Annotated in this window: 20 protein-coding genes; 11 read left to right on the forward strand and 9 right to left on the reverse strand. The window is 70.3% G+C overall.

Going from position 1 to position 14,419, the window contains the following annotated elements:
* Entirely contained in the window at positions 1-207 is a 207-nt protein-coding gene (locus AB0G47_RS29880) for a DUF5988 family protein (protein WP_360776373.1), read from the forward strand.
* Here AB0G47_RS29880 and AB0G47_RS29885 read toward each other — a convergent pair.
* The 6 genes from AB0G47_RS29885 to AB0G47_RS29910 form a co-directional block, all read right to left on the reverse strand.
* On the reverse strand, positions 204-1,640 hold the full coding sequence (locus AB0G47_RS29885) for a HAMP domain-containing sensor histidine kinase (RefSeq protein ID WP_360776375.1): 1,437 nt from the start codon (positions 1,638-1,640) through the stop codon (positions 204-206). The genes AB0G47_RS29880 and AB0G47_RS29885 overlap by 4 nt on opposite strands.
* Positions 1,637-2,359, reverse strand: a complete 723-nt coding sequence (locus AB0G47_RS29890) for a response regulator transcription factor (protein ID WP_360776377.1) — start codon at positions 2,357-2,359, stop codon at positions 1,637-1,639. Before AB0G47_RS29890 ends, AB0G47_RS29885 begins: the two co-directional genes overlap by 4 nt.
* A gap of 44 nt (positions 2,360-2,403) precedes the next feature.
* A complete protein-coding gene (locus AB0G47_RS29895) occupies positions 2,404-2,637 on the reverse strand; it encodes a hypothetical protein (RefSeq protein ID WP_360776379.1) in 234 nt (77 codons plus the stop codon).
* Between the two features lie 38 nt (positions 2,638-2,675).
* The gene (locus tag AB0G47_RS29900; protein ID WP_360776381.1) at positions 2,676-3,635 is read right to left on the reverse strand and encodes a trypsin-like peptidase domain-containing protein; all 960 of its coding nucleotides are present in this window, start codon (positions 3,633-3,635) and stop codon (positions 2,676-2,678) included.
* Between the two features lie 180 nt (positions 3,636-3,815).
* Positions 3,816-4,838: a LacI family DNA-binding transcriptional regulator gene (locus AB0G47_RS29905; RefSeq protein ID WP_360776383.1), complete on the reverse strand. Its 1,023-nt coding sequence runs from the start codon at positions 4,836-4,838 to the stop codon at positions 3,816-3,818.
* Between the two features lie 23 nt (positions 4,839-4,861).
* Positions 4,862-5,686 carry a response regulator transcription factor gene (locus tag AB0G47_RS29910; RefSeq protein ID WP_360776385.1) on the reverse strand — a complete coding sequence of 275 codons (825 nt, stop codon included), beginning with the start codon at positions 5,684-5,686 and terminating at the stop codon, positions 4,862-4,864.
* A 264-nt stretch (positions 5,687-5,950) separates the two neighbouring features.
* Between AB0G47_RS29910 and AB0G47_RS29915 the strand changes: the two genes are divergently transcribed.
* The 7 genes from AB0G47_RS29915 (at position 5,951) to AB0G47_RS29945 (ending at position 10,823) form a co-directional block, all read left to right on the forward strand.
* Complete coding sequence (locus AB0G47_RS29915) at positions 5,951-6,808, forward strand: alpha/beta fold hydrolase (protein ID WP_360776387.1); 858 nt, start codon at positions 5,951-5,953, stop codon at positions 6,806-6,808.
* A 20-nt stretch (positions 6,809-6,828) separates the two neighbouring features.
* The gene (locus AB0G47_RS29920) at positions 6,829-7,083 is read left to right on the forward strand and encodes a MoaD/ThiS family protein (protein WP_266864956.1); all 255 of its coding nucleotides are present in this window, start codon (positions 6,829-6,831) and stop codon (positions 7,081-7,083) included.
* Positions 7,084-7,091: 8 nt separating this feature from the next.
* Entirely contained in the window at positions 7,092-8,252 is a 1,161-nt protein-coding gene (locus AB0G47_RS29925) for a hypothetical protein (protein WP_360776390.1), read from the forward strand.
* A 127-nt stretch (positions 8,253-8,379) separates the two neighbouring features.
* Entirely contained in the window at positions 8,380-9,132 is a 753-nt protein-coding gene (locus tag AB0G47_RS29930) for a DUF2993 domain-containing protein (RefSeq protein ID WP_360776392.1), read from the forward strand.
* A gap of 271 nt (positions 9,133-9,403) precedes the next feature.
* On the forward strand, positions 9,404-9,484 hold the full coding sequence (locus AB0G47_RS29935) for a putative leader peptide (RefSeq protein WP_351007875.1): 81 nt from the start codon (positions 9,404-9,406) through the stop codon (positions 9,482-9,484).
* Positions 9,485-9,642: 158 nt separating this feature from the next.
* The gene (locus AB0G47_RS29940; RefSeq protein ID WP_360776394.1) at positions 9,643-10,488 is read left to right on the forward strand and encodes a sulfurtransferase; all 846 of its coding nucleotides are present in this window, start codon (positions 9,643-9,645) and stop codon (positions 10,486-10,488) included.
* Positions 10,489-10,535: 47 nt separating this feature from the next.
* Positions 10,536-10,823 carry a DUF1416 domain-containing protein gene (locus tag AB0G47_RS29945; protein WP_160505842.1) on the forward strand — a complete coding sequence of 96 codons (288 nt, stop codon included), beginning with the start codon at positions 10,536-10,538 and terminating at the stop codon, positions 10,821-10,823.
* A 96-nt stretch (positions 10,824-10,919) separates the two neighbouring features.
* On the opposite strand, the gene AB0G47_RS29950 is transcribed toward AB0G47_RS29945, so the two are convergent.
* On the reverse strand, positions 10,920-11,183 hold the full coding sequence (locus AB0G47_RS29950; protein WP_360776396.1) for a DUF3099 domain-containing protein: 264 nt from the start codon (positions 11,181-11,183) through the stop codon (positions 10,920-10,922).
* A 24-nt stretch (positions 11,184-11,207) separates the two neighbouring features.
* On the reverse strand, positions 11,208-11,570 hold the full coding sequence (locus tag AB0G47_RS29955) for a DsrE family protein (RefSeq protein ID WP_266864967.1): 363 nt from the start codon (positions 11,568-11,570) through the stop codon (positions 11,208-11,210).
* Between the two features lie 256 nt (positions 11,571-11,826).
* Between AB0G47_RS29955 and AB0G47_RS29960 the strand changes: the two genes are divergently transcribed.
* Genes AB0G47_RS29960 through AB0G47_RS29970 form a run of 3 tightly spaced genes read left to right on the forward strand, consistent with a single transcriptional unit; the run spans position 11,827 to position 13,850 of the window.
* Positions 11,827-12,399, forward strand: coding sequence for an FABP family protein (locus AB0G47_RS29960; RefSeq protein ID WP_360776398.1), 573 nt, complete (start codon positions 11,827-11,829; stop codon positions 12,397-12,399).
* A gap of 16 nt (positions 12,400-12,415) precedes the next feature.
* A complete protein-coding gene (locus tag AB0G47_RS29965) occupies positions 12,416-12,850 on the forward strand; it encodes a transcriptional repressor (protein WP_266864971.1) in 435 nt (144 codons plus the stop codon).
* A 34-nt stretch (positions 12,851-12,884) separates the two neighbouring features.
* A complete protein-coding gene (locus AB0G47_RS29970; RefSeq protein WP_360776400.1) occupies positions 12,885-13,850 on the forward strand; it encodes a folate-binding protein in 966 nt (321 codons plus the stop codon).
* Positions 13,851-13,866: 16 nt separating this feature from the next.
* Here AB0G47_RS29970 and dtd read toward each other — a convergent pair whose 3' ends face one another.
* Positions 13,867-14,292, reverse strand: a complete 426-nt coding sequence (gene dtd, locus AB0G47_RS29975) for a D-aminoacyl-tRNA deacylase (RefSeq protein ID WP_360776402.1) — start codon at positions 14,290-14,292, stop codon at positions 13,867-13,869.
* Between the last annotated feature and the right edge of the window lie 127 nt (positions 14,293-14,419).

The following is a 14,419-nucleotide window of genomic DNA, read 5'->3' on the forward strand; positions in this document are numbered from 1 at the left end:
ATGACCAATGCACCGAAAGCGTTCCTTGAGGGCGGCCCCGACGATCTGCCTGAGCGGATCGTCGACGTCACCCCACCCGGAAGCGAGCTCAAGATCCCGTTCCGTGGCGGATACGAGCATTTCCGGGCCACCGCACGCCACGCGGACACCGCCGCAGGCCGCCTGCCCGTCTACGAATGGTGGGAGCGCACGGAGCTGCCGGGTTAAACACCGGCCTGATCAGGCGTTTTCGGCGGCGGGGCAGCCGCCCCTGGGAGGCGCACCGTCGCCACGGTGCCGCCGCCCGACGCGGGCCGCAGTTCCACCTCGCCGCCGGACTGGTGCACCGTGCGGGCCACGATGGACAGGCCGAGGCCGGAGCCGGGGAGGCTGCGGGCCGAGGGGGAGCGCCAGAAGCGGTCGAAGACGTGGGGGAGCTCGTCGGCCGGGATGCCGGGGCCGTGGTCGCGGACGGTCAGCGTGCCGGTATGCAGGGCCACCTCGACCGTCGAGCCGGGCGGCCCGAACTTCACCGCGTTGTCCAGGATGTTCACGATGGCCCGCTCGAGCGCCGCCGGCTCCGCACGCACGAACCAGGGCGAGAGGTCCGCGGTGAACGTCAGCTCGGGTCCGCGCAGACGTGCCCGCTCCAGGGCCGCCTCCACGATGTCGTGCAGCGCGACCACCTGGACCTTGCCGCCGCCGGGCCCCGCGTCCGTCCGCGACAGCTCCTGCAAGTCCCCGATCAGCGCGGCGAGTTCGGTCATCTGCGCCGTGACGGATGCGAGCAGCGCCTTGCGGTCGTCGGGCGGAATGGCCCGTCCGGTCTCCTCGCTGCGGGCGAGCAGCTCGATGTTCGTACGGAGCGAGGTGAGGGGGGTGCGCAGCTCGTGCCCCGCGTCGGCGATGAGCTGCTGCTGCAGGTCGCGCGAGGAGGCGAGGGACGCGGTCATGGAGTTGAACGACTCCGAGAGCCGGGCGATCTCGTCGTCGCCGTCGACGGGGATGCGGAGGTTCAGGTCCTCGGTGCGGGCGACGTGCTCGACGGCCATGGTGAGCTCGTCGACGGGGCGCAGGCCGGTGCGGGCCACCCACAGGCCCGCGGCGCCGGCGCCGATGACGCCGATTCCGGCGACGAAGGCGAGCACGAGGATCAGGTTGTCCAGGGTGTCGTCGACTTCGCTGAGGGGGCGGGCGATGGTGACGGCGAGCGGCTGCTTCTCCAGGGGGTAGGTGAGCACCCGGTACTTCGCGCCGTTCGACGCGGTGGTGGTGTGCACCGACTGGGGGGACTCGTGCTTGGCGACGGCGATGTCCGCCGAGGCGACCTCGACGGACTGCTGCCCCGAGATGACGCAGCTGTTGCCCTTGCGGTCGACGACCTGGACGGTCGACTTGAACGGGTTCGGATTGTTCTCCCGGTTGGTGACGATCGAGGCGTGGCGGCACTGGCCGTCCTGGTCGATCAGGCTGAGGACGAGATCCTCCGGCACCCGGCTGGAACTCAGCGCGTCGTCCAGCGAGTTGATCAGCGCGTTGCGCACCACGAACCAGCACACCACCGCGGCCGCGGCGACCGCGACGGCGACGGCCGTGGCCACCAGCATCGCCAGGCGCGAGCGCAACGGCATGGCCCGGTACCGCCGGACGAGCCCTTTCACTCGCCCGCCCGCAGTACGTACCCCACGCCCCGCACCGTGTGCACGAGCCGCGGCTCGCCGCCCGACTCCGTCTTGCGGCGCAGATACATCACGTACACATCAAGGGAGTTGGACGACGGCTCGAAGTCGAAGCCCCAGACGGCCTTGAGGATCTGCTCGCGCGTGAGGACCTGGCGCGGGTGCGCCAGGAACATCTCGAGGAGGGTGAACTCGGTGCGGGTCAGCTCGACCGTCCGCGCGCCCCGTGTCACCTCGCGCGTCGCCAGGTCCATCCGCAGATCGGCGAAGGCGAGGGTGTCGCCCTCCTCGGCCTGCCCGGACGCGGCCGCGTACGAGCTGCGGCGAAGGAGCGCCCGGATGCGGGCGAAGAGTTCGTCGAGCTCGAACGGCTTGACCAGGTAGTCGTCGGCGCCCGCGTCGAGCCCGGTGACGCGGTCGCCGACGGTGTCGCGCGCGGTCAGCATCAGGATGGGCGTGGTCGACCCGGTGGCGCGGAGCCTGCGCGCCGCCGTGAGGCCGTCCATGCGGGGCATCTGGATGTCCAGTACGACGAGGTCGGGGCGGTAGGCGGCGGCCTTCTCCAGGGCGTCGGCGCCGTCGACGGCGACCTCGGTGCCGTACCCCTCGAAGGCGAGACTGCGCCGCAGCGCCTCCCGCACGGCGGGCTCGTCGTCGACGATCAGGATGCGCTGCTGCTGTTCGCCTTCGGCGGGGCTCATCGGTGTCGGTTCCTCGGGTGCGTGGGTCTCGGACGGGTCCTTCATCAGCCTCGCACGCGGGCGCGGGGCTTGCGGCGTGCGGCGGTGCGCGGGGGTGCCGCCACTTCGGGGGCGCGTTCCTTCGCGGTCGCGCCGTGCAGCTCCCGCGCGACCGTCAGCGGGAGGCCGAGGCCCGCCGGATCGGTGTCGGGCCGCCCCCAGCCGATGCTGACGGCGAGCGCGTGCCGGGCGCGGTTGACGGTGATGACGGTGCCGGTGCGGGTGCGGGTGGCGGTCATGGGGGGCCTCCTGGGGTCGTACGAAGGGGTGTGCGGGGTCAGTCGGTGGAGCCGGCCCGCAGCGTGTCGAGGTCGGCCTTGACCGTGTTGACCGGGATGGCGAAGCCGAGGCCGACACTGCCCGAGCCGGAGTCGCCGCTGCCGCTCTGGGCCGAACTGGGCGAGTACATCGCGGAGTTGATGCCGATGATGTTGCCGTTCATGTCGATGAGGGCGCCGCCGGAGTTGCCGGGGTTGAGCGAGGCGTCGGTCTGCAGGGCCTTGTACGTGGTCTTCGACGAGCCGGTGTCGCCGTTGAACTGCTCCCCGCCGTACTCGAACGGCCAGCCGCCTTCGCCGCCGCCCGGCTGCTGCTGTCCCTCGTCCGTCGACACGGTGACGTCGCGGTCGAGGGCGGAGATGATGCCGCTGGTGACGGTGCCGGTCAGGCCCTCGGGGGAGCCGATCGCCACGACGTCCTGGCCGATCTTGACGTTGTCCGAGTCACCGAGGCTCGCGGCCTTGAGCCCGGAGGCGCCCTCCAGCTTGATCAGCGCGAGGTCCTTCTTGCTGTCGGTGCCGACGACCTTGGCGGTGTACGACTTGCCGTCGTCCGTCGTGACCTTGACCGACGAGGCGCCGGCGATCACGTGGTTGTTGGTGATGATCTCGCCGTCGTCCGTGATGATCACGCCGGAGCCGGTGGCGGAGCCCGCACCGGACTTGGCGCTGATCTCGACGATGCTGGGGCTGACGGCCTCGGCCACGCCGGAGACGGTGCCCTTCTGGCTGGTGGGCACGACGTCCGTGCTGGTGGCGGTGCTGCTGCTCGACGAGCTGTCGCCGCCGGTCAGCTCCTGGAACGCGTAGGCGGTGCCGCCGCCGATGGCCGCTGCCGCGATGGCCACGGCGGCGAGAAGCGCGAGGGGGCCCTTCGCCCGCCGGCGCGGGGGCTTCGGGGGCTCTTCCGGTGCGTAAGGGGGCGGGGGCGGGTACGCGGCCTGCGGCTGCTGAGTCATGGGATCAAGGCTGCGGGGCGTTCATGAGAGGAGGCTGAGTACGCCCTGAGAACCCCGGTAAAACCGCGTATGCCCCTTATAAAGACCCGGGGACGTACAAGACCGCCGCTTCGCGGCGGATCTTTCCCGCCCACCCACCCGATTACCCCGCAGCTACCGGCTGAGTGGATCAGCCAGGCGTCAGTTGCAGCCGCAGGACTGGCGGATCACCAGCCGTGAGGGGAACAGCTTCAGGCGTTCCCGGCGGGATCCCGCCACCCGCAGGCCGTCGTCCAGGACCAGGTCCACCGCCGCGCGGGCCATCGCGGGGCGGTCCGATGCCACCGTCGTCAGCGGCGGGTCCGTCAGACCCGCCTCCTTCACGTCGTCGAAGCCGGCGACCGCCAGCTCCCCGGGCACGTCGATCCGCAGCTCCCGCGCCGCCCGCAGCACACCGATCGCCTGGTCGTCCGTCGAGCAGAAGATCGCGGTCGGGCGATCGGGTCCCGCCAGCAGCCCCAGCGCCATCTGATACGCGTCGTACCGGTTGTACGGCGCCTCGAAAAGCCGCCCCTCCACCGAAAGCCCGGCCTCCCGCATGGCCCGCCGCCAGCCCTCGACGTGGTCGGAGACGGGGTCGCCGACGGTCGGGGTCTCGGCCGTGCCGCCGACACAGGCGACGTACTCGTGGCCGTGCTCAAGCAGATGCCGGGTGGCGAGCTGTGCGCCGCCCACGTCGTCCGTCACGACCGCCACGTCGTCGATCGCCTCGGGCCGCTCGTGAAGGAGCACGACCCGCGCGTCCCACGCGTCGATCTCGGCGGCGGCCTGATCCGTCAGACCGTGGCTGACGAGGATGAGACCCGAGACGCGCATGCCGAGGAAGGCCCGCAGATAGGTGGCCTCGCGCTCGTCCACGTAGTCCGTGTTGCCGACGAGCACCATTTTTCCGCGCTCGGACGCCGCCTGCTCCACCGCGTGCGTCATCTCCGCGAAGAACGGCTGCCTGGCGTCGGGCACGATCATGCCTATGAGGTCGGTCCGCCGCGACGCCATGGCCTGGGCGACCCGGTCCGGCCGGTACCCCAGCTCTTTGATCGCGGCGAGTACACGCTCGCGCGTGGCCGGGGCAACCGGCCGGGGTCCGTTGTTGATCACGTAGCTGACGACGGCGGTGGAAGTACCCGCAAGTCGCGCCACGTCATCCCGAGTCACCTTGGCCACGCGCGGAGTCTACGCGGATGGAACTACCGCTGGGCAGGGCGTACGGCAGCTTCCTTCGGCGGAGACACGGGTGCGGGCGCCGCGGCGGGTGCCGCGTTCCCCGCGGCCTCCTCGCGCTCGCCCTCCGCCCGCGGCCTCGCCGCCTTCGCCTTCTCCTCGTCGGCCGCACGTTCGACCTTCTCGGGCGTGACGAAGCGGTAGCCGACATTTCGGACGGTCCCGATGAGCGACTCGTGCTCTACGCCGAGCTTCGCGCGCAGCCGCCGTACGTGTACGTCGACCGTCCGCGTGCCGCCGAAGTAGTCGTAGCCCCAGACCTCCTGGAGGAGCTGGGCGCGCGTGAAGACGCGGCCCGGGTGCTGCGCCAGGTACTTGAGCAGCTCGAACTCCTTGAAGGTCAGGTCCAGGACCCGGCCCTTCAGCTTTGCGCTGTACGTCGCCTCGTCCACGGAGAGATCGCCGTTGCGGATCTCCATGGGGGAGTCGTCGGCCACGATCTGCTGGCGGCCCATCGCGAGGCGGAGGCGCGCCTCGACCTCGGCCGGACCTGCCGTGTCGAGAAGTACGTCGTCGATGCCCCAGTCGGCGGTGACGGCCGCGAGGCCGCCCTCCGTCACGACGAGGACGAGCGGACAGCCCGGTCCCGTGGAGCGGAGGAGCTGGCAGAGGCTGCGGACCTGCGGGAGGTCACGGCGGCCGTCGATCAGGATGACGTCGGCACCAGGGGTGTCGACGAGGGCCGGGCCTTCGGCGGGGGCCACCCGCACGTTGTGCAGCAGCAGGCCGAGGGCGGGAAGCACCTCCGTCGACGGCTGAAGGGCATTGGTGAGGAGCAGCAGAGAACTCATCGCCGCCCACCTGCCTGGGTCGTCTTACGGTCGTGCACGGTTCGCTCGCCCATAACGTCGGTTCCTCCTCGGTCCCTGCGAGGACGTTTACGGCACTGCTTCGTACTGATTCCTGCGGCGGGGAGCCCGCGCCCTGGGCTTCCCACGTGCGGTTCCTCAGGATTCGTAACGACCGATTCGCTCGTTCGTATACAAGGCCTCAGAAAGCACGAAAGGACCCGGGGGCTTCGCTGCCCGGATCCTCTGCCAAGGAGAATAGCCCACATGACTTCCGGTCCGGCAGGCCAAGCGGCGGGATCTTCTGTGCCGCCGATCACTCGCACTCCCTCCCGCGTTCAACGGCGCGCAACGCTCCGTACACGGGACGGGGTCGACATCGACGCCGCGTACGACCCCGGATCCGACCCGGCGTGCGACCTCGCGATCGTGCTCGCGCACGGCTTCACCGGCGACCTGGAGCGGCCCCACGTGCGCCGCGCGGCGGGCGTCTTCGCGCAGCGTGCGGCCGTGATCACCTTCTCCTTCCGGGGGCACGGGGCGTCCGGCGGGCTCTCCACGGTCGGCGACCGCGAGGTGCTCGATCTGGCGGCCGCCGTGGAGTGGGCGCGGTCGCTCGGGCATGCGCGGGTGGTGACCGTGGGCTTCTCGATGGGCGGCTCGGTGGTCCTGCGGCACGCGGCGCTCAGCGGTTCCGCGCACGGGGGGCGCACGGAAGCGCGGGTTGACGCGGTGATCGCCGTGAGCGCGCCGGCTCGCTGGTACTACCGGGGGACAGCGCCGATGCGGCGGCTGCACTGGCTGGTGACGCGGCCGGTGGGGCGGACCGTGGGGCGCCTCGGCCTGCGGACCCGTATCCACCCGGACGAGTGGGACCCGGTCCCGCTCTCGCCGGTCGAGTCGGTCCCGCGGATCGTGCCGACGCCGCTGCTCATCGTGCACGGGGACCGGGACCCGTACTTCCCCGTCGACCACCCGCGGATGCTGGCCGCTGCCGCGGAGGGCGGGGCGGAACTGTGGCTGGAGGCGGGGATGGGGCACGCCGAGCACGCGGCGGACGACGCGCTCCTCGGTCGGATCGCCGAGTGGGCCACGGCATCATGGACGTCGGCAACCGCCGACTGACCGACCGAGAGGAGAGCCGCATGGTGAACGGCACCATTCGTTACTGGGCCGCGGCCAAGGCGGCCGCGGGGATCGCCGAGGAGCCGTACGCGGCCGGGACGCTCGCCGAGGCGCTGGACGCGGCGCGGGAGCGGCACCCCGGGGAGCTCGTCCGTGTGCTGCAGCGATGCTCGTTCCTCGTCGACGGTGACCCCGTGGGGACCCGTGGGCATGAGACGGTACGGCTGGCCGAGGGCGGCACGGTCGAGGTGCTCCCGCCGTTCGCAGGAGGGTGAGGCGCGCCATGAGCGATCAGCCGTATCAGGGGTACGAGGGGTACGAGGGGTACGACCCCTATCAGCAGCAGGGGTATCCCCCTGAGCAGCAGTACCCCCCGGAACAGCAGCAGTACCCCCAGCAGGGGTACGCCCAGGACGCCTACACCCAGCAGTGGGAAGGGCAGACCTGGGACACGCAGATCCAGCCTTCGCCTGTGGCGGACGTGACGGACACCGCGTATCTGCCTCCGCAGGGGTACGGGCAGGCCTTGCCCCCGGAGGCTTCGGCGTACGACACCCCTCCGCCTGCTTATTCGGAACCCGGCAGTGAAGGCCATGCCCACCCGTCCCGCCCTGCGGGACGCCTGCCCATGGACGAGGCAGCCGGATCGAACTCCTACGGCCCCGCCACCACCACCGGCAACCCCCGTGTCACCGACGCCCAGCGTGCCCGTGCCGAAGGGCGGTCGCCGATCATTGAGCCCGGGATTCAGCCCGCGGGGATCACCGCCGTTCTCGGGCTGCTGCTCGCCGGTGGTGCCGCCATCGGGCAGTACGCCCTCCTCGTACCGCTGGTCATCCTGCAGGCCGTCACCGCCGCCGGGTGGTTCCGGCTGAACGGGATGTGGCCCGCCCGGCAGGGCATCGCGCTCGCCTTCCTCGGTGGTGTCGTCGCCGACATCGCGCTGCTCGCCACCGGCAAGGAGAACGCGCCCGCCGCGATCCTGGGCACCCTGGGCGTCTGGGTGCTGCTGGTGCTCGTGCTGCAGCTGCGCAGCCGTGCCTCCGCCGATGAGCGGATGTACGGGCTCATGGCCACCGTCGCCTCCGCCGCGCTCGCGATCGTCGCTGCCGGGCACCTCGCGGCGGCGGACGACGCCGTGACGGTGGGTGCCATCGCCGTGGCCGTGGCCGTCCTGGCCCGCGCCCTTCCGCTGCCGACGGCCGCCTCCGTGGTCGTCGCGCTGCTCGCCGCCGCCGGGGCGGGCGTCGCCGTCGGCGGCATGACCGACTACGGCAGCAAGGGCGCCCTGCTCGGCCTCGGCGCCGGTGTCTGCGCGCTGATCGGCCACCGGGTGGCCGGCTACGACTACCCCTCCCGCTTCGTGCACATGACGGCGGGCGTCGCCCTGCCCCTCGCGGCCGCAGCCCCGGCCGTCTACGTACTCGGCCGTGTCATCGGCTGAATCGGCGTACAACTGATCGTCACAGCTGATCGACAGGTCCCCGGCCGGGCGCCCCGGCCGGGGACCTGTCCTTTAGGCTCGCGGCAACGACAGTTGACCCGGGGGACAAGGTGGGGGAACACCGGACATGAGCAAGCGCGCAGTGCGAATACTTCTGATCGTCGTCGTGATCCTGGGCGGCCTGTTCGTGGGCGCCGACCGTCTCGCGGTGGGATTCGCCGAGGACGAGGTCGCGGACAAGCTGCGTACCAGCGAGGGACTCAGCGAGACGCCGGACGTCTCGATCAAGGGCTTCCCCTTCCTGACCCAGGTCGTCGGCGGCACGCTCGACGACGTCGAGATCGGCATCAAGGACTACGACGCCACCTCCGGCTCCGACAAGATCCGCATCGCCGATCTGAACGCCCGGATGCAGGGCGTCGAGTTCTCCGGCGACTACAGCTCCGCGACCGCGGAGAAGGCCACCGGAACGGCCCGTATCTCCTACGACGAGCTGCTCAAGGAGTCCCAGGGCGAGCCGGTCAAGCTGCCGCTCGGCGCCACCGGCAAGGTGGTCGGCCTCTCCGACGGCGGCGACGGCAAGATCAAGGTCGAGGTCGAGGTGAGCAAGGGCGGCGTGAAGCTGCCGAAGCCGGTGCACGTGCTGAGCTCGGTCCGGGTCGAGGACGACACCATCAAGGTGCACGCCGACGAGATCCCGAAGAACCTCGAGGTCATGGGTGTGACCATTCCGCTCCCCGAGGGGCTCGTCCGTGATGTCACCGACTTCGAGGAGAAGGTCGGCGGGCTGCCGGGCGGCATCAAGATCGACGAGGTGAAGGCCGCGGCGGACGGCGTCAATATCGCCGTCAAGGGTACGGATGTGAAGCTGGCCGGATGAGGCTGCCCCGGCCGGGGCGCGGCTGGGCCGGTGCGACTCGGCCGGGCCGGACTGGACCGCCGCTTCGCGGCGGATTCTTCCCGCCCACCCACCCGTGATCCCGCAGTACGAGACAGAGCCGTCCGCGCGATGGATGCGGCGGGGGTGAACACCGCCCCCGCCCCCGCGCGGGCGGCTTTCGCGTTCAACGAATCCCAGTATGCGGATGATCGCGTCTCATCATCCGACACGCCGGTGACACGGCCGCCCCTGCGTCCCTACGATCGGACACATGCAACGACAGGCGGACCTCACGAAGCGGCGGGCAGTAGACCTGTGCCGCGTCGCCGCCATGCTCTGTCGCACCTTCTGAGCGGGAGCTCCGACTCCCGTGTCCCCCAGGCCCGTTGACCCCCGTCAGGGCCACCCCGTGCCGTGTACGCCGCGCCACCGCGTGATCACCACCCGTACCCGGCATCCCCCTCGCACAGCACCGCAGCCCCGCCGCAACTGCCCCGGAGGAGAAGAAGCATGAGCCGCAGCGACGTCCTGGTAGACGCCGACTGGGTCGAGGCCCACATCGACGACCCGAAGGTTGTCATCGTCGAGGTCGACGAAGACACCTCCGCGTACGACAAGAACCACATCAAGAACGCGGTCCGCATCGACTGGACCACCGACCTCCAGGACCCGGTCCGCCGCGACTTCGTCGACCAGGAGGGCTTCGAGAAGCTCCTCTCGGCCAAGGGCATCGCGAACGACACGACCGTCGTCCTCTACGGCGGCAACAACAACTGGTTCGCGTCCTACGCCTTCTGGTACTTCAAGCTCTACGGCCACCAGGACGTGAAGCTCCTCGACGGCGGCCGCAAGAAGTGGGAGCTCGACTCCCGCGACCTGGTCGACGGCGACCAGGTGCCGCAGCTCGCGGCCACCTCGTACAAGGCCAAGCCCCAGGACACCTCGATCCGAGCCTTCCGCGACGACGTCGTGAAGGCCATCGGCTCGCAGAACCTGGTCGACGTCCGTTCGCCCGACGAGTTCAGCGGCAAGCTGCTCGCCCCGGCGCACCTTCCGCAGGAGCAGTCGCAGCGTCCGGGCCACGTCCCGTCCGCGCGCAACATCCCGTGGTCGAAGAACGCCAAGGACGACGGCACCTTCAAGTCGGACGACGAGCTCAAGGAGCTCTACGCCGACGAGCAGGTCGACCTGGCCAAGGACACCATCGCGTACTGCCGCATCGGTGAGCGCTCGGCGCTCACCTGGTTCGTGCTGCACGAGCTCCTCGGCGTCGAGAACGTCAAGAACTACGACGGCTCGTGGACCGAGTACGGCTCCCTCGTCGGCGTCCCGATCGAGCTCGGCGCCAACAAGTAACCCTCCCGAACCGCAGCCAGCAGTAGTGAGCAGTTAGGACAACGCATATGTGTGGAGCGAAGGCAGGCGGCCCCGACGCCTCGACGATCAAGCCCGGCGAGACCACCATCCAGGGCCAGGTGACCCGCGACGGCGAGCCCGTCAGCGGCTACGTCCGCCTGCTCGACTCGACCGGTGAGTTCACGGCCGAGGTCCCCACCTCGGCGACCGGCCAGTTCCGCTTCTACGCGGCCGAGGGCACGTGGACGCTGCGCGCCCTCATCCCTGGCGGCACGGCCGACCGCACGGTCGTCGCCCAGACGGGCGGCCTCGCCGAGGTCGCCATCGCCGTCTGACGACAGCGGATCACTGACGGCTGAAGGGCCGCACCCCAGGGGTTGGACGCCACTGGAACGGGGTGCGGCCCTTCGGCTACGACGGGGGCGGCCCGGCTACGGCTGCCGCCGGCGCTTGCCGTCCAGTTCGTCCCACCACTCGTCGGACTTCGGGTCCCCCGAAGGGTCGTCCCACCAGCGGTCTTCGGGCCCGCGCCGGTTCGCCACCATCGCTGCCACCGGCGGGATCACCATCGCCACGACGCACATGCCGACGGCCACGGGAATCGACCAGAGCCGCACGACGCCCCATGCCAGGACGAACAGGGCGATGCACGTCCCCATCATGGTGAAGTACACATGGCGGCGTCGCGCGTACATAAGCCCAGCGTACGACTGGGTTGCTCAGTAGACGAGGGCCTGCGTGCCGTCCGTCATGGCCTCCTGGACGAAGACCTGCGCGCCCGCGATCCGCACTCCTTCGAGTACGTCCTTCTCCGTGATCTCGCGGCGGGCGGCGCACTGCGTGCAGAGCGTGATCTGCCCGGCGGCGAGGATCGACGCGATCAGGTCCGGCAGCGGCGCCGCATGCGGAAGCTCGAACTCCGCGGCGCGGCCCGGCAGCGCGAACCAGGACGACTCGCCGGTCAGCCAGAGCGAGACCTCCACCCCGCTGGCCACGGCCACGGCCGCCACCGTGAACGCCTGCGAGCAGCGCTCGGGGGCATCGGCCCCCGCGGTCACCTTGATCACGAGCTTCTTCGCCATGGCCGCATCGTAAGGCCACCTCGCCGGGAGAGTCCGGCCGCTCCCTACTAGAGTGGGAGCGGCTCTGATACCTGCCCCCATAGCTCACCGAGGAGCACCCCGTGCTTGAGGCCTTCTTCTCCGCCCTGCTGGTTCTGGTCTGCGTCGGCGTGATCGCCTTCGCCGGTCTCACCTTGAAGAAGCTGTACCAGGGTCAGCGCTGAGCCCGTACGCCTTTCTCCACCCGTACGCCGTCTAGAGAACGCCTGAGCCTCCCATGATCGAGATTCCGTCCGACCTGCACCCCGACCTCGTTCCCCTCGTCTGGCTCCTCGGCAACTGGGCCGGCGCGGGCGTCACCGACTTCCCCGGCGCCGAGAAGGCGAACTTCGGTCAGGAAGTCTCCTTCAGCCATGACGGGCGCGACTTCATCGAGTACCGCTCGAACACCTGGGTCCTCGACGCCGAGGGCAACAAGGTCAAGCCGCTGGAGTCCGAGACGGGCTACTGGCGCATCGACAAGGACCGCAAGGTCGAGGTCGTGATGGTCCGCGACAGCGGCGTCGTGGAGATCTGGTACGGCGAGCTCGCCGACCAGAAGCCGCAGATCGACCTGGTCACGGACGCCGTCGCACGCACCGCGTCGTCCGGCCCGTACACCGGTGGCAAGCGGCTCTACGGCTATGTGAAGAGCGACCTGATGTGGGTCGGCGAGAAGCAGACCCCCGAGGTTCCGCTGCGGCCGTACATGTCGGCGCAGCTGAAGAAGGTCGTCTCGCCCGAGGAGGTCGCCGAGATGGCCCGCGGCCTGGGTGATCTGCCGGACGACGGCATCGCCTTCTTCAAGTAGGCCTACACTCCGAGGTGTGGTGAGCACCGACTGGAAGAGCGATCTGCGGCAGCGCGGCTACCGGCTGACTCCGCAGCGCCAGCTTGTCCTCGAAGCCGTCGACACCCTTGAGCACGCGACCCCCGACGACATCCTCGGCGAAGTGCGGAAGACGGCGTCGGGGATCAACATTTCCACGGTGTACCGGACCCTGGAGCTCCTGGAGGAGCTCGGCCTGGTCAGCCACGCGCACCTGGGGCACGGGGCGCCGACGTACCACCTGGCGGACCGCCACCACCACATCCACCTGGTCTGCCGGGACTGCACGAACGTCATCGAGGCCGATGTCTCCGTCACGGCGGAGTTCACCGCGAAACTGCGGGACACCTTCGGCTTCGACACGGATCTCAAGCACTTCGCGATCTTCGGGCGCTGCGAGAACTGTTCGGCCAAGGGACAGACCAAGGAATAAGCGCGCGGCCTACCGGGTCGTAGTGTTGGTGAACATGAAGAGCCCCCTCCTGTCCCTGCCCGGCGCCGTCCCCGCCGAGGGCGTGGACGAAGGCGTCGCCGCCCACTACGGCGATCTGTTCCGTGAGCAGCGCGCCCTCGCCGACGGCACCGGTCTCGTGGACCTCTCGCACCGCGGCGTCGTCACCGTCTCCGGACCCGACCGGCTGAGCTGGCTGCACCTGCTGCTCACCCAGCATGTGAGCGAGCTGCCCGCCGGAACGGCCACCGAGGCGCTGATCCTCTCCGCGAACGGCCACATCGAGCACCACCTCGCCCTCGTCGACGACGGCGAGACGGTGTGGGCGCACGTCGAGCCCGGCACGCAGGACGCGCTGGTCGCGTACCTGGAGAGCATGAAGTTCTACAACCGGGTCGAAGTCGCCGACCGCACCGACGAGTTCGCGGTCGTGCACCTGCCGGCCGGTTCGATCGCGCCGGTCCCGGACGGCGTCGTCGTACGCGAGATGCCGCACGGCAGGGACCTGTTCCTGCCGCGTACGTCCCTTGAGTCGTACGCCGATGAGAACGGCCCGGCGATCGGCATCCTGGCCTACGAGGCGCTGCGCGTGGAGGCGCACCGGCCGCGGCTCGGCTTCGAGACCGACCACCGCACGATCCCGCACGAGCTGGGCTGGATCGGCTCCGCGGTCCATCTGCAGAAGGGCTGCTACCGCGGCCAGGAGACGGTCGCCCGCGTCCAGAACCTGGGCAAGCCGCCGCGCCGCCTGGTCTTCCTGCACCTGGACGGCAGCGAGGTGCATCTGCCGGTGGCCGGCACGGAGCTGCGCCTCGCGTCCGAGGGCGATGAGGGCCGCAAGCTGGGCTTCATCACGACGGCCGTACGCCACCACGAGCTGGGCCCGATCGCGCTCGGGCTCATCAAGCGGAACGTACCGGTGGACGCGGAGCTGGTCGCGGGCACGACGGCCGCGGCGCAGGAGGTCGTGGTCGAGCCGTAGGCAATCGGCCCCGGGCTCACATCTCCAGCAGGACCGTGAAGGGGCCGTCGTTCGTCAGCGAGACCCGCATCTGGGCGCCGAAGCGTCCCGTCGCCACCGTCGCGCCCAGCGCCCGCAGCTGGGCGACGACCTCGTCGACCAGGGGCTCGGCGACATCGCCGGGTGCCGCCGCGTTCCAGGTGGGCCTGCGGCCCTTGCGCGCATCGCCGTACAGCGTGAACTGGCTGATGACGAGCAGCGGCGCGTCGATGTCCGAGCAGGACTTCTCGTCGTTCAGCATCCGAACGGACCAGAGTTTGCGGGCCAGTTGGGCCGCCTTCTCCTTGGTGTCCTCGTGGGTGACCCCCACGAGGACACAGAGCCCCTCGCCCTTGATCTCGCCGACGGTCTCGCCCTCGACGACGACGCTCGCCCCGTCCACCCTCTGCACCACAGCACGCATACGGACCATCATGCCGTGCCGTCCCCGTGCCCCGTACGGCGGCGAGGCCTCGCTCCAAGGGTGCACCTGAACCCCCCATCTGGGGCCGATTGGGGGCACTCGCTCACATAGCGGCCACCCGGGGTGG

The organism is Streptomyces sp. NPDC021622, from assembly GCF_040640795.1.
In the GTDB taxonomy this organism is placed as follows: domain Bacteria; phylum Actinomycetota; class Actinomycetes; order Streptomycetales; family Streptomycetaceae; genus Streptomyces.